The organism is Leifsonia sp. NPDC077715, assembly GCF_040686855.1.
Taxonomy (GTDB): Bacteria; Actinomycetota; Actinomycetes; order Actinomycetales; family Microbacteriaceae; genus Leifsonia.
Genome location: NZ_JBFBOG010000001.1, coordinates 306,079 through 328,158, shown reverse-complemented (window position 1 = coordinate 328,158; position 22,080 = coordinate 306,079). Strand labels below are relative to the sequence as shown.

The window sequence follows — 22,080 nt, the reverse complement described above, 5'->3', positions numbered from 1 at the left end:
ACCGAGTGATACTCCAGGGTCTGGTCGCCGCGCTCGCACGCGAGTCCTCGTTCGCCGACGCGCTCTCGCATGCGGCGCGCGACGCCGATTTCTCGCTCACCGACGGCCTCCGCGCTCCGCTGCTCGCGGGCCTGCTGCGCCGTCGCGCCGAGCAGGGCGCATCGCAGGCGGTGCTGCTGATCACGGCGACGGGACGCGAGTCAGAATCGGTCCGCGGCGCCCTGCCGTGCCTGCTGCCCGACGCGGAGATCGTCGAGTTCCCGGCGTGGGAGACCCTGCCGCACGAGCGACTGAGCCCGAGCGCCGAGATCGTCGGCAAGCGCCTCACCGCGCTGCGCCGCCTCTCCGACTGGGCGGAGGGCGACCGAAGTGCACCGTTCATCCTGGTCGCCTCCGTCCGCGCTGCGCTGCAGCCTCTCGCCGACAACCTCACCGACTACGCGACCATCGACCTCCGGATCGGCGGCCGCGGCTTCGACCTCGGCGGCCTCGCCTCCCAGCTGGTCGACCTCGCCTACGAGCGCGTCGACATCGTCACCCGTCGTGGCGAGTTCGCGGTGCGCGGCGGCATCCTCGACGTCTTCCCGCCCACGGCCGACCACCCGTACCGGGTCGACTTCTTCGGCGACGAGGTGGATCAGATCCGCGCCTTCTCGGTCGCCGATCAGCGGTCGCTGCCCGAGCCCATCCCTGCCGTCGCCCTGCCGCCGAGCCGCGAGCTGCTGCTCAGCGAGTCGGTGCGGCAGCGGGCGCGTGAGATGGAGCACGAATTCCCTAGCCTGTCCTCGATGCTGGCCAAGATCGGCGAGGGCATCCCCGTCGAGGGGATGGAGTCGCTGGCGCCCGCACTCGTCGACCGGCTCGTGCCGCTCACCCACTACCTGCCCGACGGCGCGGCCGTCGCCGTCCTCTCGCCCGAGCGCGTCGCCTCCCGGGCCGTCAGCCTGGCGGAGACGAACCGCGAATTCCTCTCCGCCGCGTGGAGCGCTGCGACCGTCGGCGCGGCCGCGCCCATCGACCTGGCCGCCGGCGACTTCATGACGCTGCAGCAGCTGAAGGACTCGGTCAAGTACAGCCGCCCGGGCGCCGCGAATCCCGACCACCCGTGGTGGACGATGTCCGGCTTCCAGGCCGACGAGGTGCTGCCGGAGGAACGCGAGCTCGAGGAGCACCTGCAGGTCCGCATCCGGGCCGAGGCCGTGCCGAGCTTCCAGGGCAACGTGTCCGGCGCCGTCGAGCACGTCCGCGGCCGCCTGCGCGACGGCTGGCAGGTCGCGATCGTCGCCGCCGGCACCGGCCTGGTGGAGCGCGCGGCCGACGTGCTCTCCGAGGCCGAGCTCCCGGCGAGGCCGGTGGACGAGTTCCCGGCCGATCCGGAGCCCGGCATCGCGTACCTCCTCAAGGCGACCGCCGAGCACGGCTTCGAGCTGCCCGACATCAAGCTCGCCCTGATCAGCGAGGCCGAGTTCTACGGCCGCACCATCGGCTACGACTCGCGCCAGGTGAAGAAGCTCGCGACCCGACGCAAGAACGTGGTCGACCCGCTGCAGCTCAAGCCCGGCGACTACGTCGTGCACGAGACGCACGGCATCGGCAAGTTCGTCGAGCTCACGCAGCGCATGGTGTCGAGCGGCGGCCGGAACGCGGTCAAGTCGAAGCGCGAATACCTCGTGCTCGAGTACGCGCCGTCGAAGCGCGGCTACCCGGGCGACAAGCTGTACGTGCCGACCGACCAGCTCGACCTGCTCACCCGCTACGTCGGCGGCGAGGCGCCGCAGCTGTCCAAGATGGGCGGCAGCGACTGGGCGGCGGCGAAGGGACGCGCGCGCCGCGCCGTCCGCGACATCGCCGTGGAGCTGGTCAAGCTCTACTCCGCCCGCATGGCCAGCAAGGGCCACGCCTTCGCGCCGGACACCCCGTGGCAGCGCGAACTGGAGGAGGCGTTCCCCTTCGCGGAGACGCACGACCAGTTGCAGACCATCGACGAGGTCAAGGCCGACATGGAGCGGCCGATCCCGATGGACCGTCTGATCTCGGGCGACGTCGGCTTCGGCAAGACCGAGATCGCCGTGCGGGCCGCGTTCAAGGCGGTGCAGGACGGCAAGCAGGTCGCGATGCTCGTCCCGACGACGCTGCTCGTGAAGCAGCACGCGGAGACGTTCCAGGAGCGGTTCGCCGGGTTCCCCATCCACCTGCGGCAGCTGAGCCGGTTCCAGACCGACAAGGAGGCGCGCGAGACGCTGCGCGGCATGGCGGACGGCACGGTGGATGTGGTCATCGGCACGCACCGCATCCTCGCCGACGGCGTGACCTTCAAAGACCTCGGTCTCGTCATCATCGACGAGGAGCAGCGCTTCGGCGTCGAGCACAAGGACGCGCTGAAGAAGCTCAAGACGAACGTCGACATCCTCGCCATGAGCGCGACGCCCATCCCGCGCACGCTCGAGATGGCGGTGACCGGCATCCGCGAGATGTCGACGCTGGCGACCCCGCCGGAGGACCGGCACCCGATCCTCACCTTCGTCGGGCCGTACTCCGACAAGCAGGTCGCGGCGGCCATCCGGCGCGAACTGCTGCGCGAGGGTCAGGTGTTCTTCGTGCACAATCGCGTCGGCTCGATCACGAGCATGGCGGCGAAGCTGGCCGAGCTGGTGCCCGAGGCGCGCATCGGCGTCGCGCACGGCAAGATGAACGAGCACGCGCTGGAGCAGGTCGTCGTCGACTTCTGGGAGCGCCGATTCGACGTGCTGGTGTCCACCACCATCATCGAGACCGGACTCGACATCTCGAACGCCAACACGATCATCATCGACCGGGCCGACAAGTACGGCCTGAGCCAGCTGCACCAGCTGCGCGGCCGCGTCGGCCGTGGCCGCGAGCGCGCGTACGCGTACTTCCTCTGGGACGAGAACAAGCCGCTGAGCGAGACGGCGCACGACCGGCTGTCCACGATCGCCGCGAACAACGACCTCGGAAGCGGCATGCAGGTCGCGCTGAAAGACCTCGAGATCCGCGGCGCGGGCAACCTGCTCGGCGGCGAGCAGTCCGGTCACATCGCCGGCGTCGGCTTCGACCTCTACCTGCGGATGATCGGCGAGGCCGTCTCCACGTTCCGTGCTGAGGTCGCCGAGGGCCAGACCGAGCTGCGGCTCGAGCTGCCGGTGGATGCGCACATCCCCGAGGAGTACGTCGACAGCGAGCGCCTGCGGCTGGAGGCCTACCAGAAGCTGTCGACGGCCAGCTCGCCGAACGCGAAGGACGGCCAGATCGATGCGGTGCTGGAGGAGCTGACGGACCGCTACGGCGCTCCGCCGGAGCCCGTGACGAACCTCATCGCGGTCTCGCGCCTGCGCCGTGCGGCGCAGAAGGCGGGGCTGGGCGAGGTCGTGGCCATGGGCTCCAACCTGCGGCTGGCGCCGGCGATACTGCCGGATTCGCTGCAGGTCCGCCTGCAGCGGATGTACCCGGGGTCGAAGTACCACGCGGCGCCGAAGGTCGCGACCGTGCCGATGCCGCGGGTGAACGGCGAGCCGCTGGACGACGCGGCGCTGATCGGCTGGGTCGGCGACCTGCTCGGCGCGCTCTTCCCCGAGAAGGAGCCGGCGGCCGCCGAGCGCGCCGGCTGAGCGTCCGCCTCCCTCGGCACTCCTCCCGCGGCACTCCTCGTGCGGCGAAAACGGAGGACTTCCCGGCCCCACCCTGCCCGGAACTCCTCCGTCCGGCCCGTCCGACGGCGCGGCGGCCCGGAACTCCTCCGTTTCGCGCCGGTCGGCAGTGCGACCTGGTCGCTACGGGTGGGGATGCAGGCGCCGGTTGCGCCGCGCGAGGGCGCTGACCAGGATGCCGGAGACCACGATCGCGATCCCCGATCCCAGCAAGACGGCGAGAGTTCCCTCCGCCCGGACGTCCTCCGAGCGCGCGAACGCGAGTTCGTTCATGAGCAGCGAGACGGTGAACCCGATGCCGCCGAGGGCGGCGACCGTGACCATCCCGAACAGCGGGATGCGGCCACGATCCGGCCCTTTTCGCGTGAAGGAGCCGAGCCACCCGCCGAGGGTGATGCCGATGAGCTTGCCGACCGGCAGGGCGATCAGGATGGCCCAGAAGGCGGGGGAGAGCTCCGACGGGGGCACGTTCGGGATGACGACCAGCGCCGCCGAGAACGCGAACAGCGGCAGGATCAGCCCGTTGTTCCACGGCTCGAGCGCGTGCGCCACCCGGCCGGCCGGTGCGCGGGACATCACGAGGCCGAGCGCGACGCCGGCGATGGTGGCGTGCACGCCCGAGTCGTAGACCAGCCACCAGGTCAGCAGCGCGAGCAGCACCATGAGGACGCCGAGCGGCCAGCGCATCCGGCCGCGCAGCATCCGGCTGAGCAGCCCGAACAGCGCGACGGTGACGGCCGCCAGCGCCAGCTCCCACAGGTTGGGGTCGGTGGTGAAGAACACGGCGATGATGAGGATGGCGATGAGGTCGTCGAGCACGGCGAGGGCGAGCAGGAAGACCCGGAGGCGGTTGGGCAGCCCGCGGCCGAACACCGCGAGCACGCCCAGCGCGAAGGCGATGTCGGTCGCGGTGGGGATCGGCCAGCCCTGCTGCACGTTCGTGCCCGCGGTGAACAGCAGATACAGGCCGGCCGGCACGATCACGCCGCCGATCGCTGCGATAGCGGGGTGGATGGCCTTCTGGAACGAGTTCAGCTCGCCCGCCACCAGCTCGTGCTTGAGCTCGATCGCGACGATGAAGAAGAAGACGGCCAGCAGGCCGTCGCTGATCCCGTGGCCGACGCTGATCTTCAGGAACCCGCCGCCCAGATACGTGTGCTGCACGTCGAGCAGCGTCGAGCCGATCGGCGTGTTGGCCAGCAGCAGGCCGAGAGCGGCGGCTCCCAGGAGGAGGCCGGCGGCGGTGCGCTCGGAACGGATGATGCTCATGCGGGGTACCACTCTCGCGGGGTCACGGACAACGACGCCGACCAGACTTCCCGGCACACCGCTCACGACTCTACCCGGTGGCAGGATGGATGCATCGTAGAGCGAGGAGGACGGGATGGGCGAGACAGTGGACGCGCCGGTGGTGGTGCCGGAGGCCGCCACGAAGCTCGACGAGCTGGTCGCCGTGATGGCGCGGCTCCGGGCGCCCGGCGGCTGCCCCTGGGATGCGGACCAGACCCACGAGTCGCTGGTGCAGTACCTCGTCGAGGAGACGTACGAGCTGATCGACGCCATCGAGACCGGCGACCGGGATGAACTGCTCGAGGAGCTCGGCGACGTGCTCTACCAGGTGCTGTTCCACGCCGACATCGCCGCGCACACGCCGGGCGAGGACTTCGACATCCAGGATGTGGCCGCGCACATGACCGCGAAGATGGTCGGCCGGCATCCCCACGTCTTCGGCGACCAGGCGGCCGCCGACGCGCGCCACGCCGAGACCGCGGACGACGTGGTCGGTTTCTGGGACGAGCTCAAGAAGCAGGAGAAGCCGGGCCGCACCAGCGTGCTCGACGGCATCCCGCAGGGCATGCCCTCGCTCGCCCTGGCCGACAAGCTGCTCGGCCGCGCCGAGAAGGTCGGCCTGATCGACCTGCAGCAGCAGGGCGGGGTGCAGGTGGGCAGCGAGGACGAGCTGGGCCCGCTCCTGCTCGCCATCGTGGCGTCGGCGAAGGCGCAGGGGCTGGATGCGGAGCGCGCGCTCCGCTCCACGCTGCGCGACCTGCAGGACGAGATCCGCGAGCAGGAGTCCGGCGCAGGCGCCTAGGCCGTGTGGTGCCGACCGAGCGGCACCACCAGCGGGGTGCCGCTCACCGGGTCGTCCACGACGACCGACTCCACGCCGAACACGTCGCGCACGAGGTCGGCGGTGACCACAGCCGCCGGGTCGCCCGCCGCGACGACCGTTCCCGCGCGCATCGCGATGAGGTGCCCGGCGTACCGGGCGGCCAGGTTGAGGTCGTGCAGCACCATGACGACGGTCGTCCCGCGCGCGGCGTTCAGGTCGAGGAGCAGGTCGAGCACGTCCAGCTGGTGGCTGATGTCGAGGAACGTCGTCGGCTCGTCGAGCAGGAGGATGTCGGTGCGCTGGGCCAGCGCCATCGCGATCCACACGCGCTGCCGTTGACCGCCGGACAGTTCGTCCACCGCGCGCTCGGCGAGGTCGTCGATGCCGGTCGCGGTCATCGCCTCGGCGACGGCCTCGTCGTCCTCGGCCGTCCAGCGGCGGAACCAGCCCTGGTGCGGGTACCGCCCGCGCGAGACCAGGTCGGCGACCGTGATGCCGTCCGGCGCCGTCGGTGTCTGCGGCAGCAGGCCGAGGCGCTGCGCGACCTGCTTGGTCGGCAGGCCGTGGATGTCGGCCCCGTCGAGCAGCACCGTGCCGGAGGCCGGCGGCAGCAGTCGCGAGAGGCCGCGCAGCAGCGTGGACTTGCCGCAGGCGTTGGGCCCCACGATCGCCGTGACGCGCCCGGAGGGGATGTCGATGTCGAGCCCGTCGACGACGGTCCGCCCCTCGTACGCGAGCGACAGGCCGCGGGCCGACAGCTCGGGCGTGATGGTCTCGGATGTCATGTCAGCCTCCACGGCCCACTCGGTTGGTCCTGGCCAGCAGCCAGAGAAGATAGGGCGCGCCCACGATGCCGGTGACGACGCCGACGGGCAGCACGACGCCCGGGATCGCGAACTGCGCGACGATGTCCGAGACGACGAGGATGAGCGCGCCGAGTAGCGCCGACGGCACCAGCGCGAGCGAGCCCCGGCCGACCAGCCGCCGGGCGATCGGCGCTGCCAGGAACGCGACGAACGACACCGGGCCCGCGACCGCGACCGCGATGGCGGCCAGCGCGACGGCGACCGCGACCACGGTGAGCCGCGTCCGCTCCGGCCGGACCCCCAGCCCGGAGGCGAGGTCGTCGCCCAGCGACAGCGCGCCGAGCGGGCGGCCCGCGACCAGCGCGCAGGGGACGAGGATCACCGTCCCGACCGCCAGCACGGTGAGGGCGGACGGGTCGATGGAGTTCAGGCTGCCGGTGATCCACACCAGCGCCTGCTGCACGTTCGACACGTCGGCCCGGGTGAGCACGTACGAGACGATGCCGCCGCAGAACGCCGCGATGCCGATCCCGACCAGCACGAAGCGGTAGCCGCTGACGCCGTTGCGCCACGCCAGCACGTAGATCAGCGCGGCGGCGACGAGCGTGCCGGCCAGCACGATCCCGGACAGGGCGAGGCCGGTCAACCCGAACCAGACGAGCGCGATCGAGCCGGTGGCGCTCGCCGCGGCCGTGATGCCGATGATGTCGGGGCTGGCGAGCGGGTTGCGGGCCACCGACTGGATGAGCGCACCGGAGAGGCCGAGGCAGGCGCCGACGAGCGCGCCCGCGACGAGCCGGGGAAGGCGCAGCTCGACGATGACGAACGAGGTGAGGCGGTCCGCCCGCCCGATCAGGGCGGCGAGCACGTCGGCGGGGGCGACGGAGGCGGCCCCGAGCGTCAGCGAGACGGCCCCGACGACGAGGAGGAGGACGGCCGCGACCACGGAGACGCGGAGAGCCCGCGAGCGGCCGCGGCGGCGGTCGGAGCGGATGGCCCCGATCGTGGCGGACGCGCGCGTCGACGCCTCCTGCGCGGTCACAGGCTCACCAGCCGGCGACGGCGCACCAGCGCGATGAAGACGGGCGCGCCGACGAACGCGAGCACCACGCCCACCTGCAGCTCGCCGGGGGGAGCGACCACGCGCCCGATGATGTCGCACGCGAGCAGCAGGGAGGGCGCGAGCAGCGCGGAGTACGCGAGGATCCAGCGGTAGTCGGCCCCGACGACCCGCCGGGCGATGTGCGGCACGATGAGCCCCGCGAACGCGATGGGCCCGACGGCGGCGGTCGCGGAGCCGCAGAGCAGCACGATCGCGACCCCGCACAGCGCGCGGGTCGCACCGACCCGCTGGCCGAGCCCGCGTGCCACGTCGTCGCCGAGCGCCAGGCCGTTGAGCAGCCTCCCGAGCGCCAGCGCGAGGACCGCGCCCACGGCCAGCGTGGGCAGCACCTGCCAGAGCACGCCGAAGCCCCGCCCGGCGAGGGAGCCGACCTGCCAGAACCGCAGCTGGTCCAGCGAGACGCGGCTGGTCAGCTCGACGGCGGTGATCAGCGAGCCGAGCGCGGCCGAGACCGCGGCGCCCGCCAGCGCGAGCTTGATCGGGGTCGCGCCCTCGCGTCCCAGTGACGAGACCGCGTAGACGAGGGCGGAGGCGAGGGCCGCGCCCGCGAAGGCGAACCAGAGGTAGCCGGAGGGCGAGGTCACGCCGACGAACGCGATCGCGACGACGACCGCGAGCGAGGCGCCGAAGTTGACGCCGAGGATGCCCGGGTCGGCCAGCGGATTGCGCGACAGTCCCTGCATCACGGTCCCCGCCAGGCCGAGACCGAGCCCGGCGGCGATCCCGAGCAGGGTGCGGGGGAGGCGGCTGTCGACGACGACCAGGGAGTCGGGATCCGTGCGGGAATAGTGCAGGATCGCGTGAACGACGTCAGCGGGCGCGATGGTCCGCGCGCCGACCATCAGGCTGAGGACGCAGAGCCCCAGCAGCACGACGGCGGCGAGCACGAACCCCACGAGCAGACGCCGACGGCGCCGGGCGACCGCGGACGGCGTGCTGCCGCCCCCGGCGCGCCCGGCGCCCTCACGCTCCGCACCGGCGGAGACGACGCTCGCGGGCATCCGCCTACTTCACCTTGTCGGCGGCCTTGGCCAGCTCCGGGACGTAGCGGTCGAGCATCCACGGGATGCTGAGCACGCTCGGCGCGCTCGTGGCGGCGACGAACGACTCGCCGACGATCGGGGCGAAGCGTCCCTCCTTGATCGTCGGCATGGCGGCGACCAGCGGGTCGGAGGTGAACGCGTCGACGGACGACTGCTTGTCGAAGTACATGACCAGCAGGTCGGTGTCGATCTTGGACAGGTTCTCGTTGCTGAGCTGGTAGAAGAAGCTGCCGTCGCCCTTCGCGGTGTCGAGCGCGTCGATGCTGGGGGAGTTCTTGAGGCCCAGGTCGTTGAGCAGCTGGACGCGCGGGTCCTCGGCGCGGTAGACGTTCAGCTTGCCGGGCTCGTTGGCCGCCGCGTAGAAGAAGGTCTTGTCCTTGATCACCGGGTACTTCGTGGCGAGGTCGTCGACCTTCTTCTCCGTGCTCGTCACCAGGGCGTCGGCCTCTTTCGTGAGGCCGAGGGCCTTGCCGACGATCGCGGTCTGGTCGCGCCAGCTGGTCGCCCACGGCTTCTCCGGGTAGGCGACGACCGGCGCGATCTTGCTGAGGGTGTCGTACTCGGTCTGCGTCAGGCCGGAGTAGGGGGCGAGGATGACGTCCGGCTTCGCCTGCACGAACTCCTCGAACGGGACCTCACCGGTGTCGGCGTTCAGCAGCTGCGGGGTCTTGCCCTTCAGCTCGGCGATGCGGTCGGCGTCCCAGGGGAGAACGCCGTCCTTGTTCCCGCCGTAGCTGAAGCTCGGCATCGCGACCGGCACGATCCCGAGCGCCAGGACGATGTCCTGCGCTCCCCAGCCCCAGGTGGCGATCCGCGTGGGCTTCTCGTCGATCGTCGTGTCGCCGAGGGCGCTCTTCACCGTGACCGGGAAGGCGCCGGAGTCGCCGCCGGCCGTGGTCTCGGATCCCGCGCCGCCGGCGCTGCAGCCGGTGAGCACGAGGGCGGCGGAGGCGACGACCGCGGAAGCGATCAGGGCGAGGCGCGACCGGCGGGCGGCGCGGGGCACAGGGAGCATGGTTCTCCTCGGGGAAGGCGGGCTTGTTTAGGCAAGCCTAACCTAATCTTTGTGGGCGTCAACGCGCCCGTGCCCGACGGCGAAGCGGGTGGATGGCCGGCAGCGCGTCCGCCCGGCGTCCGTTCGCCATTCGGGTGAGGCGTCCTGGTCAGGCGCTCTCCTGGTCTCCGGCGGACGCGTTGTCGGCCTCTTGTCTGGCAGCGAGCAAGCGCCGTGGTCGGACGGATGCGACTCATGCCAGGTCCTCTGTGCGAGGACACCACCGAGCCGCGATCCGGCCGCGACCTCAGGGTGGCAACGCGGCCAGGTTAGTCCTCAGGAGCCCTCGGTCGCGATCCCCCCGGGAGGTGTCCCCGGGCTTCGTGGAAGAATCGACGCATGGCCTCACCGATCACTCCGCCCCGCGGCATGCGCGACTTCCTCCCCGCCGAGAAAGCCCGCCGCGAGCATGCGCTCGGCGTGATCCGGCGCAGCTTCGCCGCGCACGGCTTCGACGAGATCGAGACCCCGGTCGTCGAAGACGTCGAGCGGCTGCACTCGGGGCTGGGCGGCGACAACGAGAAGCTGTCGTTCAGCATCCTCAAGCGCGGGCTCGACGGCGACGACCTCACAGCGGCGATCGAGACCGGCGACGTGCTGAGCCTGTCCGACCTCGGGCTCCGCTTCGACCTCACCGTGCCGCTCGCGCGGTTCTACGCGTCGCACCGGGCCGAGCTGCCGCCCGTGTTCCGGAGCATCCAGATCGCGCCGGTGTGGCGCGCGGAGCGGCCGCAGAAGGGCCGCTACCGCCAGTTCGTGCAGTGCGACATCGACATCATCGGCGAGGGCACCCGGCTCGCCGAGGTCGAGCTGATCACGGCGACGGCCGCGGCGCTGGAGGCGCTGGGGCTGCAGGACTGCACCATCCGGATCAACGACCGCCGCATCCTGAACGGCCTGCTGGAGTACTGCGGGTTCGACGAGACGCGCTGGCCGCAGGTGCTCATCTCCATCGACAAGCTCGACAAGATCGGCGCGGACGGGGTCGTGGCGGAGCTCGCCGAGGGCGGGGCCGACGCGGCGGCGGTCCTCGGCGGCATCCTGGCCGACCTGGAGCCGCACCTCGCCGAGGGCGGGGTCGAGCTGACCGTGCAGGCGATCACGAGCATCCTGCCGTCGGGCATGGACACCGACGCGGTTGCCGACCTGGAAGCGCTGGCCCACGCGCTCGACACGCTGCCGCCGGGCGTCTCCCTGCGCTTCGACCCGACGCTCGTTCGCGGCATGGGCTACTACACGGGCACGATCTTCGAGATCTCGCACCCGGGATCCGGCAGCTCGGTCGGCGGCGGCGGCCGGTACGACGGGATGATCGGACGCTTCCTCGGCACCGACGTCCCGGCGGCGGGGTTCTCGATCGGCTTCGAGCGCGTCGTCGACCTCATCGAACTGCCGGAGGACGCCGGGCAGGAGTCGGTGGTGCTCGTCTACGACCCCGCCGTGCCACTCGACCGACTGGTCGCGATCAAGTCCGAGCTCATCGCCCGCGGGTCGCGGGTACGCCTCGACCGGCGCGCCAAGAACCTCAAGGGCGTGCTCGACCGGGCCGCCGCATCCGGGTTCCGCTCGTTCGCCTTCGTGAACGCCGACACGGCCGACGCGTCGGCGCTCGAGCTCAAGCCGCTGAGCTAGGGGCGTCGGCGGGCCCGCCCGCTCACTAGACTGTCTTCGGAATCCCACGAAAACCACGCAAGGAGACAGTTGTGGCTGCAATCGAAGCTGTAGGCGCTCGCGAGATCTTGGACTCGCGCGGTAACCCGACCGTCGAGGTCGAGGTGCTCCTCGAGGACGGCACGGTCAGCCGCGCCGCGGTCCCGTCCGGTGCGTCCACCGGCGCGTTCGAGGCCTACGAGCTTCGCGACGGCGACAAGGAGCGCTACCTCGGCAAGGGCGTGCTCAAGGCGGTCGACGCGGTGCTCGACGAGCTCGGCCCTGCGATCGAGGGCTTCGAGGCCTCCGACCAGCGTCTCGTCGACGAGGCCCTCATCGACCTCGACGGCACCGACAACAAGAAGCGCGTCGGCGCCAACGCCATCCTCGGCGTCAGCCTCGCCGTCGCCAAGGCCGCGGCCGACTCGGCAGACCTGCCGCTGTTCCGCTACATCGGCGGACCGAACGCCCACATCCTCCCCGTGCCGATGATGAACATCATCAACGGCGGCGCGCACGCCGACACCGGCGTCGACATCCAGGAGTTCATGGTCCTGCCGCTTGGCGCCGAGACCTACTCCGAAGGCCTCCGCTGGGGCGTCGAGACCTACCACTCGCTCAAGTCGCTGCTGAAGTCGAAGGGCCTCAACACCGGCCTCGGCGACGAGGGCGGCTTCGCGCCGGAGCTCGAGCACAACCGGGCCGCGCTCGACCTGATCTCCGAGGCGATCGAGAAGGCCGGCTTCACCGTCGGCCGTGACATCGCGCTCGGCCTCGACGTCGCCTCCACCGAGTTCTTCGAGAACGGCGTCTACCGCTTCGAGGGCCAGGACCGCACGTCCGAGCAGATGAGCGCCTACTACCTGGAGCTCGCCGCCAACTACCCGCTGGTCTCCATCGAGGACCCGCTGGCCGAGGACGACTGGGACGGGTGGGCGCACCTCACCGCCGAGCTGGGCACGAAGCTGCAGCTCGTCGGCGACGACCTGTTCGTCACCAACCCGAAGCGCCTCGCCGAGGGCATCGCCAAGCACGCCGGCAACAGCATCCTGGTCAAGGTCAACCAGATCGGCACCCTGACCGAGACGCTCGACGCCGTGTCGCTCGCGCAGCGCAGCGGCATGACCGCCGTGCTCTCGCACCGCTCGGGTGAGACCGAGGACACGACGATCGCCGACCTCGCCGTCGCCACCAACGCCGGCCAGATCAAGACCGGCGCCCCGGCCCGCTCCGAGCGCGTCGCCAAGTACAACCAGCTGCTCCGCATCGAGGAGGAGCTGGGCGATGCCGCCGTCTACGCCGGCCGCAGCGCCTTCCCGCGCTTCACCGCGTAACCCGCCCTGCGCGCCACGGCCCCGGAGCTCCGCTCCGGGGCCGTTCGCCGTCTCGGAGCCCTCATCCATCCCCGAAGTGCAGCTACCTGCGCACGCACACGGCGTGTCGCCCGCAGTTAGCTGCACTTCGGCGGGCGATGGACGCGCGGCAGAATGGAGGGATGGTGCGGGTGGAGACCGAGGCGGCGCCGTTGGCGCTGTTCCTCGCGCTGGCCGTGCTGTTCACGGTGCTCGGGGTCGTCCTTCTGGTCCGGCCTGGGCGCGCGGCCGCGTTCTTCGCCGACGAGGATGCGCGCCGGCCGTTCCGTCCGGGCGATGCGCGGGCGCTCGGCGCCGTGTTCGCGCTCGGCGGCGGCATCCTCGCGGTGGTCGGCATCGTGCGGCTGGTCGCCGTCCTGGGCGGCGGCTGAGCGCATCCCGACACCCCGGCGCGCCACCGGCCGCCCCACCCGCATCGCCTACGATGAGAAGGGGCCGACCGGCTCCGCGAGCCGAACCGGGAGGGCACATGCCGAAGCCGCGCACGCGCCGCGTCCCGGTGCGCATGTCGCGCCCGAGCGGCACCGGCAGCTGGCTCCGCCAGCTCCACTTCTCGGCGTTCTCGCTCGTGATGATGGGCGTGCTCGTGCTGGCCGTCATCGTCCTCGCACCGACGGTGCAGGCGTTCCTCTCCCAGCGGCAGCAGATCGCCGACCAGCAGCGCGCCGTCGACCAGCTCGCCGCCCAGGTCGACACGCTCAAGGACCAGCGCGCCCGCTGGAACGACCCCAGCTACCTCCGCGCCCAGGCCCGCGACCGCCTGTACTACGTGATGCCGGGCGAGACGAGCTACCTGGTGATCGACGATCGCCCGCCTGCCGCGAAACAGGACACCACGCCGGTCAGCTCCAAGCTCCAGAAGACGCAGACCGACTGGGTCGGCTCGCTGTTCGGCTCGTTCATGGGCGCCGGCCTCACCGACGCCACCCCGCAGCAGCTCAGCGGCGACGGAGGTGCCGGCTCCACGCCCGCGCCCACGCCGACCCCGAATCCCGCACCGAAGAAGTAGAACCCGCATGACCAGACCCCCCTTCGATCCCGTCACCGACGAGGACATCGCCGTCGTCTCCCAGCAGCTCGGCCGCCCGGCACGCAACGTCGTCGGCATCGCCGCGCGCTGCGTGTGCGGCCGCCCGACCGTCGTCTCCACCGCGCCGCGCCTCGACGACGGGACGCCGTTCCCGACCTTCTACTACCTGACGCATCCCGCGGCCACGGCGGCGATGTCCGCCCTCGAAGCGACCCAGGTGATGACCGAGTACAACGACCTCCTCGCCGACGATGAGGAGGTGCGCGCGCAGTACGCCGCCGCGCACGAGCAGTACCTCGCCGACCGCGAGTCCATCGCCGTCGTCGAGGAGATCGCGGGCATCTCGGCGGGCGGGATGCCGTCCCGCGTGAAGTGCCTGCACGCGCTCGCCGCGCATGCGCTGGCAGCCGGCCCGGGCGTCAACCCGATCGGCGATCTGGCGCTGGCCCGCGGCGACTGGTCGCCCGCGGTGTGCGAGTGCCGCATCGACGTCGCCGGCTAGGGGGAGCGGTGACGGGGGGATCGGTTTCCGGCAGGGCGCGGCGCCTCGTCGCGACCGCGGCCGTCGCCGCGCTCGCTCTCGCGGCGGCGATCGTCCCGGCGACCGCCGCGCGCGCCGACCAGGTGCGCGACCTGGAGTACTGGCTGAAGGACTACGGTTTCGAGCAGGCCTGGAACACCACCCGCGGCGCCGGGGTGAAGGTCGCCGTCATCGACACGGGGGTCGACGGCTCGGTCCCGGACCTCGCGGGGGCGATCGCCGGCGGCACGGACGTCTCGGGCGTCGGCGCCGCGAACGGCCAGAAGCCGCTCGGCGAAGCCGAGAGCGCCAACCACGGCACCTGGGTCGCCTCGCTGCTGGCGGGGCGGGGGACCGGACCGGGCGACGGCGTGCTCGGCGCAGCCCCGGAGGCGAGCATCCTCCCGGTCTCTGTCGCCCTCGGCAAGGCGATGGGACCGGTGGGCAGCGACACGCAGATCGCCGACGCGGTGCGCTGGGCGGTCGACAACGGCGCCTCGGTCATCAACATGTCCCTCACCCGCAACACCCTCGATTGGCCGACCAGCTGGGACGACGCCTTCCAGTACGCCTTCGACCACGACGTCGTCATCGTGGCGGCCGCGGGCAACCGGGGGAGCGGCACCACCGAGGTCGGGGCGCCGGCGACCGTCCCCGGCGTGCTCACCGTCGCCGGTGTGGACCGGGCCGGGAAGGCCAGCTTCGACGCGTCTGCGCAGGGCATCACGATCGGCGTCTCCGCCCCGAGCGAGCAGCTGGTGGGCGCGAACCCGGGCGGTGGGTACGTGCAGTGGGCGGGCACGAGCGGCGCCGCACCGCTGGTGTCGGGCGCGGTCGCGCTGGTCCGCGCCGCGCACCCGGAACTGAAGGCGCCGGATGTGATCGAGCGGGTCATCCGCACCGCCAAGCCCGCGGGCGGCGCTGTCCCGAGCCCGATCTACGGATTCGGGCTGCTGGACGCCGCGGCCGCGGTGAGTGCGAACGTCCCGCACGTGACCGCCAACCCGATGGGCGACCTAGCCGACTGGGTCCGCGTCCACCGCCGCGCACAGTCGCCCAGCGCCACCGCGCCCCCCGCGGCGGACGGAAACGCACAGGCCGCCCCGGCCCCGGCGAAGCTGACCCCCGAACCCGCGCTACCATGGACGCAGATGTTCTGGCCGCAATGGAGCGTCCTCACCGCTTTCTGGCTCCCATTCGCTCTGATCGCCGGCTTCCTCGTCCTCGTCGCCCTCGGCGGCGTGGGTGTGTCGTCGCATTTCAGGCGGATGCGCAGCAAGGAGTAATGTAGGCCCAAACTTTCGTGTTGAGGAGACGCATCACTGTGCCCAAAATCCTGATCGTCGGCGGCGGATACGCCGGCTTCTACACCGCGTGGAAGCTCGAGAAGCAGCTCCGCCCGGGCGAGGCCGAGGTCACCATGGTCGACCCGCTGCCCTACATGACGTACCAGCCGTTCCTCCCCGAGGTCGCGGCGGGCTCCATCGAGCCGCGTCACGCGGTGGTCGCGCACCGTCGTCACCTCAAGACGACCAACATCATCACCGCGAAGGTCACCTACGTCGACCACGCGCGCAAGGTCGCGACCATCCAGCCGCCCGTGGGCGAGGCGTACGAGTTCGAGTACGACATCGTCGTGGTCACCGCGGGCGCCGTGTCGCGCACGTTCCCGATCCCGGGCGTCGCCGACCAGGCCGTCGGCCTGAAGAACATCGAGGAGGCCGTGTACATCCGCGACACGCTCCTCACGAACTTCGACAAGGCCGCCGGTCTCCCGCCGGGGCCCGAGCGCGACCGCCTCCTCACCGTCGTGGTCGTCGGCGGCGGCTTCGCCGGCATCGAGATCTTCGCCGAGCTGCGCTCCTTCGCCAGCGCGCTGCTGAAGCGCTACCCGGAGATCGCCTTCGAGGACACGCACTTCCACCTGATCGAGGCCATGGGCCGGATCATGCCCGAGGTCTCGCTGCCGACCAGTCACTGGGTCATCAAGAACCTCGCCGAGCGCGGCGCGGAGATCCACCTCGAGACCCAGCTGCAGAGCGCGGTGGACGGCGTCATCCAGCTGTCGACCGGCGAGACCTTCGAGTCCGACCTGATCGTCTGGACCGCCGGCGTCATGGCGAACCCGACCGTCGTGCGCCACACGGACCTCCCGATTGAGGAGCGCGGCCGCCTGCGCGTCCGCGCCGACCTCCGCGTGGGCACCGAGGACGAGATCATCCAGGACGCGTGGGGCGCCGGCGACGTGTCCGCCGTCCCGGACCTCACCGGTGCGGGCGTCGGCGGCTACTGCGTGCCGAACGCTCAGCACGCGGTGCGCCAGGGCAAGCTGATGGCGAAGAACATCATCGCGACGCTCCGCGGCGAGCTGCCGCGCCAGTACTACCACAAGAGCCTCGGCGCGGTCGCCGGCCTCGGCGTCGGCATCGGCGTGCTGCAGTCCGGCAAGATCGCCGTCAAGGGCTTCTTCGGCTGGGCCGCCCACCGCGGCTACCACGGTCTGGCCATGCCGACGTGGGAGCGCAAGTGGCGCGTGCTGTGGGGCTGGTGGAACAACCTGTGGCTCGGCCGCGACATCGTGTCGCTGCAGGCCGTCCAGAACCCGCGCGCCGGGTTCGAGGAGTTCGCCGCCCGCCCGAAGCCGGCCGTCGAGGCCGCCCCGGAGGAGCCCGCGAAGAAGGCCCCGGCCCGCAAGAAGGCCGCCGAGAAGCAGCCCGCAGAGGTCTCGGCCAAGTAGCCGACCGCTGACACGTGAGGGCCCGGTCCCGTGAGGGGCCGGGCCTTCGTGCGCTATCAGGAGGCGGCCTCGCGTCGCCCCGCGCGCTTGGCGAAACGGTCCACGGCTGAAAGCACTTCATCAGTGCGCCAGAAGGGCCCGAGCTGGTGCTCCGCCTTCGACTTGAGGATGCCTGCGTCCACCAGTGCACGTAGCGGTGGATAGATGTTCGGCTGTTTGACACCCAGCTCTGCTGCGGCGGTCGCGGAGTCCAGTACCGGTCGGCGGATCAGGATGTCCAGCAGCTTCCAAGCGTTGCTGTCTCGTCGTGCGGTGAGGCGTTCATTCCATTCCGTGCGGATGACATCGATCTCGTCTACCAGCCGCCGCGCGTTGTCCACTGCGCGGAACGATGCGTCCGCGAAGGCACGGATGATCGGCGCGATGTCTCCGGCTCGGTAGGCCGTAAGAGCGGCGTGATATCCCTCGACATCCGCCAGGAGCCCGGCGGAAACGGGGACCGCAATGCTTCGGGTCACGCCGCGATTGCGCAGCATGGCCTGAGCGAGAGCCCGTCCGGTGCGGCCGTTGCCGTCGGTAAAGGGGTGGATCGTTTCGAACTGCGCATGGGCGATTGCAGTAGCGATGAGCGGCGGCAGATCAGGGCGGTCGGCGAAGGCCACAAGATCCTCGATCAGCTCAGGAACGCGCTCGTAGCCGGGCGCGACGAACTCTGCCCCTACGGGCGAGTCCGACCGCGTGCCGATCCAGACCGCCTCCTCCCTCCATTTACCCGGCGTATGACGTGGCTGCTCGGCCATCAGGACTGCGTGCATCTCGGTGATGGCATCCGCTGTCAGCCTCTCCGATAGACCGATGGCCGCTTGCAGTGCACGGGTGTTTGCGGCGATCTGCTCGGCGTTTCGCCCTGTCCGAGCTCCCAGTTCGGCCGAGAAGATGGCACGCGCGGACGCAGTGAGGTTTTCAATCTGTGATGAGGACGTTGCTTCTGAGCGCAGAAGGACGGGCGCGAAAGAGAGAACACGTGCGCCAAGCTCGGAATCGAAGCGACTCAGTTCGAGAGTCGCCAGCTCTGCAGCGGTCGACAGCGCGCCGACGTCAGGAGTGAGGGAGGCGATGAACGGAGGCAGTGCCGACTCGTACCATTCATCGGCCAGCCGGCGGTCCGCGCGGGTGCCCCACCCGGCGCTGGGAACCCAGCGGCGTCGCTCCCATTGCAGAGCGGGCCACGACGACGTCATAAGGCGCCCCTTCAGTCTTATGAGATAAAAGGTTAGCTCATAATTCTCGTCGCAGGGCTTATGACGTGGCGGAACCGCAGTACCCCCAGTGGGACTCGAACCCACACTCGGGCGAGTTTAAGTCGCCTGCCTCTACCGATTGGGCTATGGGGGCCGGGCCCGCGGCGCGCCGGCAGGCGGCGGGGGACGGGCGTCTAGCGGTTGCGGTAGGGCGCCTTGATCATCTGGATGACGGCCGCGAGGGCGATGCCGCCGCCGACGATGACGACGAGCCAGATGAATCCGATGAGCAGACCTTCCATGGGCTCAACGCTACACCGTCGCGACGGTTGCCACGGAGAGCGGACAGGCCGAGGGTGGGGGCATGATCAGGATCGGATCCATCGTGTGGGGTGTCCGCGACCTTCCCCGCGCCGTCGCCTTCTGGACCGCGGCCCTCGGCTACCGGCCGCGGTACGAGCCGGACGTGGACTGGGCGCTGCTCGAACCCGCTGAGGGGAGGGGCGTGCAGCTGGCGCTGAAACTGGTGGGGAGCGAGGCGAACCCGAGCCCGCGGCACCACCTCGACCTGTACGCCTCCGACCAGGCCGCGGAGGTCGAGCGGTTGCGGGGGCTCGGCGCGTCCGAGGTCGAGTGGGAGTACGAGGAGGGCGCCGACTATGTCGTGCTCGCCGACCCCGACGGCAACCGGTTCTGCGTCGTCGAGGCCGGCGAGAAGGCCGGGGAGCAAGCCGCGCAACAGTAGACAAGCGGGTTCTGCGAAAGCCCTCAGCCCATCCCGAGATGTTTCCCGAACTGGTGCCGCACACTGGTCGCGACACCCTTTCTGGTGAGGTGTCCCCGGCCCGGCCGGCGACCGAGATCCCCCCGACGCGGCCGCCGGCCGGGCCTCTTCGTGCCGGCGGTTAGGCTCAGAGGGTGACCACCCGGTGCCCCTGCCTCAGCGGCGAGACCTACGACGTCTGCTGCGGCCCGATCCACGCCGGCGCGTCGGCGCCGACCGCCGAACGGCTGATGCGGTCGCGTTTCAGCGCCTTCGCGCTGGGGGACGCCGACTATTTGCTGCGCAGCTGGCATCCCTCCACGCGCCCGGCGACCCTCGAACTCGACCCGGGCCTCCGCTGGTACCGGCTGGACATCGAGGGCACCGAGCGCGGCGGACCCTTCGACATGGATGGCGTGGTCGCGTTCACCGCCTACTACAAGGGCTCCGAGCGCGGCAGCCTGCACGAGGTGTCCCGCTTCGTGCGCGACGGCGGCGACTGGTTCTACGTGGACGGCGTTACCGGGGGTTAGGGCGTGGTGCGGTCCAGCGCGGGCACGACGTACCGCTCCCACAGCCAGAACGCGACGCTCGCCGCGGCGAAACCCACCGCCACGCCGACGATCACGATGACGCCGACGCCGTGCTCGACGAGGGACGCGACCGGCAGCAGCAGCGCGAACAGCACCGTGTAGACCACCAGGCTCAGGCCGCCCCACAGCCAGCGCGACCACTGCGCGATCGCCCGACCGGCGAGACCACCGACCGGCAGCAGCGCCACGGCTGCGGAGCCGATCGCGGCGAGAGCCAGCACGTTGACGAATTCGGCGAGGAACGCGGTGAAGGGGGTGTCCGCCGGAGGCAGGATGCCGACCGCGAGCCAGGCAAGGACGCCCAAAGCGGCGACCGCCGACACCTGCACGGCGGAGACCCGGCCGCGACGCACCCGTCCCGCGTGCGGTCCGAACGCGAGGCCGAGGACGAGCGCGAACAGCAGCGCGGGGGAGAGGCCGAGCAGGCGCGAGCCGAGCGCGGCGACCGCCACGACGACGACCATGCCGGGCCGCAGGACCAGGCGCGGTGCCGGGAGGTTCAGGTGCGTCGCCAGACCGCGCCCGGCGAGCACCCACACGGCATTGATGGCCGCGACCGCGAGCACGATGGCCAGCAGCACGCCGGGGTAGGCGCCCGCCGCCGACACCGGCGCCGACAGCGACATCAGCAGCACGGTGGCCGCGCCGACCGCCGCGGTCGCCCATCCCGAGATGCCGGGGGAGGTCGTGGCGGAAGCGGCGGCGCCGGTCGCCACGGCGGCGGATGCGTCGCGCCCGGCCCTCCGGGCGCTTCCGCCGCCGAACAGGGCCGACGCATCCGACACGTCCGCGCGCGGACGGTTGCGGCCGAAGACCGAGCCCCGCGTCCCGCGCCGGCCGCGATCGCGACGGCCCCGTGCCAGCGCGGCCGCGAGCAGCCGGGCCGGGAGCACCAGGAGGAGCAGTGCCGCGATGGCGAGGCCGGCGGAACGCATCCATCCCGGCAATGCGGCGGCCGAGACGACCGGCGCCGACGCTGTCGTGAACGGCGCGTCGTACTGCCCCAGGTCGGAGGGTCCCGACGAGGTCGGGGGTGCCGCGCCCGGGGCCACCGGAGCGGGCGCCGCCGGAGTCGGCGTGGGCGTCGGGGACGGGGTGCGCGACGGCGACGGGGCCGGGGCGGGTCCCGCGACGGTCAGCTCGACCGTGTTGCTGCCCCCGCTGACGTTGCCGGCCGCGTCCCGCTGCAGGGCCGAGACCGCGAAGGAGCCGGCGGGCAGTGCGCCCTGGCAGGCCCAGGTGCTTGCGGTGACATCCGCGGTGCAGAGCACGACGGTGCCCTGGCCGGTGGAGGCGTACAGGGTGACGTGCGCGCCGGACTCGCCGCTGCCGGTGAACGCGATCGGGGCGCCCGGAGCGATGGGACCCGCCGGGGCGGTGATGGCAGGCGGGGGCGGCGCCGTCCGGTCGACGTTCAGCACCACGCGCGGGCTGGACGCCGAGCGCTGCGAAGAGAAGTCGGCGACCTGCGTGGCCGTCACCGTGTGGTGACCGTCGCCGAGGTCGCCGCCGAGGACGCATCCCCAGGCTCCGCTGGAGTCGGCCGGAAAGGAGCAGGTCGCGCCGGTGTCGGCGCGGACGGTCACTTGCGCGCCCGGGTAGGCCGTGCCGCGGACCGCGCCCGTGGTGGGCACCGTACCGCCGCCGGCGATGACCGGGGGATGCAGCACCATGACTCGGTCGCTCGCGGCGCTCCCGGTCTGGGCTTCGGCACGGACGGCCACGCTCGGGCCGTCCGGAAGCGAGGCGAGACCGCACGACCAGCGCCCGTCGTCGCGGACGCTCGCCCGGCAGCTCTCGGCGCTGCCGGGCGTCGACCCGGCAGAGACCGCGACGGCGTCACCGGGCGTGGCGGTGCCCGAGACGGTGAGCGGGAAGACGGTGACAACGCCGCTCGGCAGCGGGTCGAGGGTGACCGGCTCGGGAGTCGGCGGAGGAGACGGGGTGCTCGACGGCGGTGGTGTGTCGGCCGGGGCGGACGGCGACGGTGCGAACGACGGCTGCGGTGAGCTGGAGGCTGTGGTGGCGCTGCGGGATGCTGCGGTGCTGGATGGTGCGGTGCTCGGTGCTGCGGTGCGGGATGCTGCGGCTGAGGCGGTCGCGGCGGACGCGGGCGGGGCGTCGCCGATCAGGCCGATGGCGCTGAACAGCAGGGCGACGAGGGCGGCGACGCACGCGATGGACACCAGTCCGATCGACCCCCGTGGCCGGACTGGTGGTGACACGTCGCTCAGAAATCCCCGCATTCCACCCCATTCCAGGGGGTAGCGGCCGTCGCTGTCAAACGAATCGCCGCCATTTACGGCATACTGTGATCTGGGTCAACTGTCCCACTTTTCCTCCCCGCGCGACGGAGCGCGGCGGACCCC

Annotated in this window: 18 protein-coding genes and 1 tRNA gene; 11 read left to right on the top strand and 8 right to left on the bottom strand. The window is 71.6% G+C overall.

Going from position 1 to position 22,080, the window contains the following annotated elements:
- Positions 1-5 precede the first annotated feature (5 nt).
- The gene (gene mfd, locus AB0P25_RS01575; RefSeq protein WP_363805004.1) at positions 6-3,626 is read left to right on the top strand and encodes a transcription-repair coupling factor; all 3,621 of its coding nucleotides are present in this window, start codon (positions 6-8) and stop codon (positions 3,624-3,626) included.
- Positions 3,627-3,788: 162 nt separating this feature from the next.
- On the opposite strand, the gene AB0P25_RS01570 is transcribed toward mfd, so the two are convergent.
- On the bottom strand, positions 3,789-4,934 hold the full coding sequence (locus AB0P25_RS01570; RefSeq protein ID WP_363805003.1) for a Na+/H+ antiporter NhaA: 1,146 nt from the start codon (positions 4,932-4,934) through the stop codon (positions 3,789-3,791).
- A 115-nt stretch (positions 4,935-5,049) separates the two neighbouring features.
- Between AB0P25_RS01570 and AB0P25_RS01565 the strand changes: the two genes are divergently transcribed.
- Complete coding sequence (locus AB0P25_RS01565) at positions 5,050-5,757, top strand: MazG family protein (protein WP_363805002.1); 708 nt, start codon at positions 5,050-5,052, stop codon at positions 5,755-5,757.
- Here AB0P25_RS01565 and AB0P25_RS01560 read toward each other — a convergent pair.
- From AB0P25_RS01560 to AB0P25_RS01545, 4 genes are read right to left on the bottom strand one after another with little or no spacing between them, the layout of a single operon-like run.
- Positions 5,754-6,563 (bottom strand): ABC transporter ATP-binding protein, encoded by an 810-nt coding sequence (locus AB0P25_RS01560; RefSeq protein ID WP_363805001.1) that lies wholly within the window; start codon positions 6,561-6,563, stop codon positions 5,754-5,756. The genes AB0P25_RS01565 and AB0P25_RS01560 overlap by 4 nt on opposite strands.
- A gap of 1 nt (position 6,564) precedes the next feature.
- The gene (locus tag AB0P25_RS01555; RefSeq protein WP_363805000.1) at positions 6,565-7,626 is read right to left on the bottom strand and encodes an iron chelate uptake ABC transporter family permease subunit; all 1,062 of its coding nucleotides are present in this window, start codon (positions 7,624-7,626) and stop codon (positions 6,565-6,567) included.
- On the bottom strand, positions 7,623-8,708 hold the full coding sequence (locus AB0P25_RS01550; RefSeq protein WP_363804999.1) for an iron chelate uptake ABC transporter family permease subunit: 1,086 nt from the start codon (positions 8,706-8,708) through the stop codon (positions 7,623-7,625). The genes AB0P25_RS01555 and AB0P25_RS01550 overlap by 4 nt, the downstream gene beginning before the upstream one ends.
- 4 nt (positions 8,709-8,712) lie before the next feature.
- Positions 8,713-9,765: an iron-siderophore ABC transporter substrate-binding protein gene (locus tag AB0P25_RS01545; protein ID WP_363804998.1), complete on the bottom strand. Its 1,053-nt coding sequence runs from the start codon at positions 9,763-9,765 to the stop codon at positions 8,713-8,715.
- 378 nt (positions 9,766-10,143) lie between these two features.
- On the opposite strand from AB0P25_RS01545, the gene hisS reads away from it, so the two are divergent.
- From hisS to AB0P25_RS01510, 7 genes are all read left to right on the top strand, one after another.
- Entirely contained in the window at positions 10,144-11,436 is a 1,293-nt protein-coding gene (gene hisS / locus AB0P25_RS01540; RefSeq protein WP_363804997.1) for a histidine--tRNA ligase, read from the top strand.
- A gap of 71 nt (positions 11,437-11,507) precedes the next feature.
- Entirely contained in the window at positions 11,508-12,788 is a 1,281-nt protein-coding gene (gene eno, locus AB0P25_RS01535) for a phosphopyruvate hydratase (RefSeq protein ID WP_064109495.1), read from the top strand.
- A 161-nt stretch (positions 12,789-12,949) separates the two neighbouring features.
- On the top strand, positions 12,950-13,198 hold the full coding sequence (locus tag AB0P25_RS01530) for a hypothetical protein (protein ID WP_363804996.1): 249 nt from the start codon (positions 12,950-12,952) through the stop codon (positions 13,196-13,198).
- Between the two features lie 98 nt (positions 13,199-13,296).
- Complete coding sequence (locus tag AB0P25_RS01525) at positions 13,297-13,836, top strand: septum formation initiator family protein (RefSeq protein ID WP_363804995.1); 540 nt, start codon at positions 13,297-13,299, stop codon at positions 13,834-13,836.
- Between the two features lie 7 nt (positions 13,837-13,843).
- A complete protein-coding gene (locus tag AB0P25_RS01520; protein WP_363804993.1) occupies positions 13,844-14,359 on the top strand; it encodes a DUF501 domain-containing protein in 516 nt (171 codons plus the stop codon).
- A gap of 8 nt (positions 14,360-14,367) precedes the next feature.
- Positions 14,368-15,663, top strand: coding sequence for a S8 family serine peptidase (locus tag AB0P25_RS01515; RefSeq protein ID WP_363804992.1), 1,296 nt, complete (start codon positions 14,368-14,370; stop codon positions 15,661-15,663).
- 38 nt (positions 15,664-15,701) lie between these two features.
- Positions 15,702-17,114, top strand: coding sequence for an FAD-dependent oxidoreductase (locus AB0P25_RS01510; protein WP_363804991.1), 1,413 nt, complete (start codon positions 15,702-15,704; stop codon positions 17,112-17,114).
- 56 nt (positions 17,115-17,170) lie between these two features.
- On the opposite strand, the gene AB0P25_RS01505 is transcribed toward AB0P25_RS01510, so the two are convergent.
- Both AB0P25_RS01505 and AB0P25_RS01500 read right to left on the bottom strand, forming a co-directional pair.
- Positions 17,171-18,355 (bottom strand): Fic family protein, encoded by a 1,185-nt coding sequence (locus AB0P25_RS01505; protein WP_363804990.1) that lies wholly within the window; start codon positions 18,353-18,355, stop codon positions 17,171-17,173.
- Positions 18,356-18,435: 80 nt separating this feature from the next.
- Positions 18,436-18,509 (bottom strand) — tRNA-Leu (locus tag AB0P25_RS01500).
- 210 nt (positions 18,510-18,719) lie between these two features.
- On the opposite strand from AB0P25_RS01500, the gene AB0P25_RS01495 reads away from it, so the two are divergent.
- Together AB0P25_RS01495 and AB0P25_RS01490 are read left to right on the top strand one after the other, a co-directional pair.
- Entirely contained in the window at positions 18,720-19,100 is a 381-nt protein-coding gene (locus tag AB0P25_RS01495) for a VOC family protein (protein ID WP_363804989.1), read from the top strand.
- Positions 19,101-19,273: 173 nt separating this feature from the next.
- Positions 19,274-19,651, top strand: a complete 378-nt coding sequence (locus tag AB0P25_RS01490; protein ID WP_363804987.1) for a YchJ family metal-binding protein — start codon at positions 19,274-19,276, stop codon at positions 19,649-19,651.
- Here the strand turns inward: AB0P25_RS01490 and AB0P25_RS01485 are convergent.
- Entirely contained in the window at positions 19,648-21,897 is a 2,250-nt protein-coding gene (locus tag AB0P25_RS01485; RefSeq protein WP_363804986.1) for a hypothetical protein, read from the bottom strand. The genes AB0P25_RS01490 and AB0P25_RS01485 overlap by 4 nt on opposite strands.
- Positions 21,898-22,080: the final 183 nt, after the last annotated feature.

Excerpts from the sequence above, each read along its gene's own strand:
- hisS (WP_363804997.1), top strand. The coding sequence starts at position 10,144 with ATGGCCTCACCGATCACTCCGCCCCGCGGCATGCGCGACTTCCTCCCC.
- AB0P25_RS01570 (WP_363805003.1), bottom strand. The coding sequence starts at position 4,934 with ATGAGCATCATCCGTTCCGAGCGCACCGCCGCCGGCCTCCTCCTGGGA.
- AB0P25_RS01565 (WP_363805002.1), top strand. The coding sequence starts at position 5,050 with ATGGGCGAGACAGTGGACGCGCCGGTGGTGGTGCCGGAGGCCGCCACG.
- AB0P25_RS01505 (WP_363804990.1), bottom strand. The coding sequence starts at position 18,355 with ATGACGTCGTCGTGGCCCGCTCTGCAATGGGAGCGACGCCGCTGGGTT.
- AB0P25_RS01525 (WP_363804995.1), top strand. The coding sequence starts at position 13,297 with ATGCCGAAGCCGCGCACGCGCCGCGTCCCGGTGCGCATGTCGCGCCCG.
- AB0P25_RS01530 (WP_363804996.1), top strand. The coding sequence starts at position 12,950 with ATGGTGCGGGTGGAGACCGAGGCGGCGCCGTTGGCGCTGTTCCTCGCG.
- AB0P25_RS01545 (WP_363804998.1), bottom strand. The coding sequence starts at position 9,765 with ATGCTCCCTGTGCCCCGCGCCGCCCGCCGGTCGCGCCTCGCCCTGATC.
- AB0P25_RS01520 (WP_363804993.1), top strand. The coding sequence starts at position 13,844 with ATGACCAGACCCCCCTTCGATCCCGTCACCGACGAGGACATCGCCGTC.
- AB0P25_RS01550 (WP_363804999.1), bottom strand. The coding sequence starts at position 8,708 with ATGCCCGCGAGCGTCGTCTCCGCCGGTGCGGAGCGTGAGGGCGCCGGG.
- AB0P25_RS01495 (WP_363804989.1), top strand. The coding sequence starts at position 18,720 with ATGATCAGGATCGGATCCATCGTGTGGGGTGTCCGCGACCTTCCCCGC.
- AB0P25_RS01560 (WP_363805001.1), bottom strand. The coding sequence starts at position 6,563 with ATGACATCCGAGACCATCACGCCCGAGCTGTCGGCCCGCGGCCTGTCG.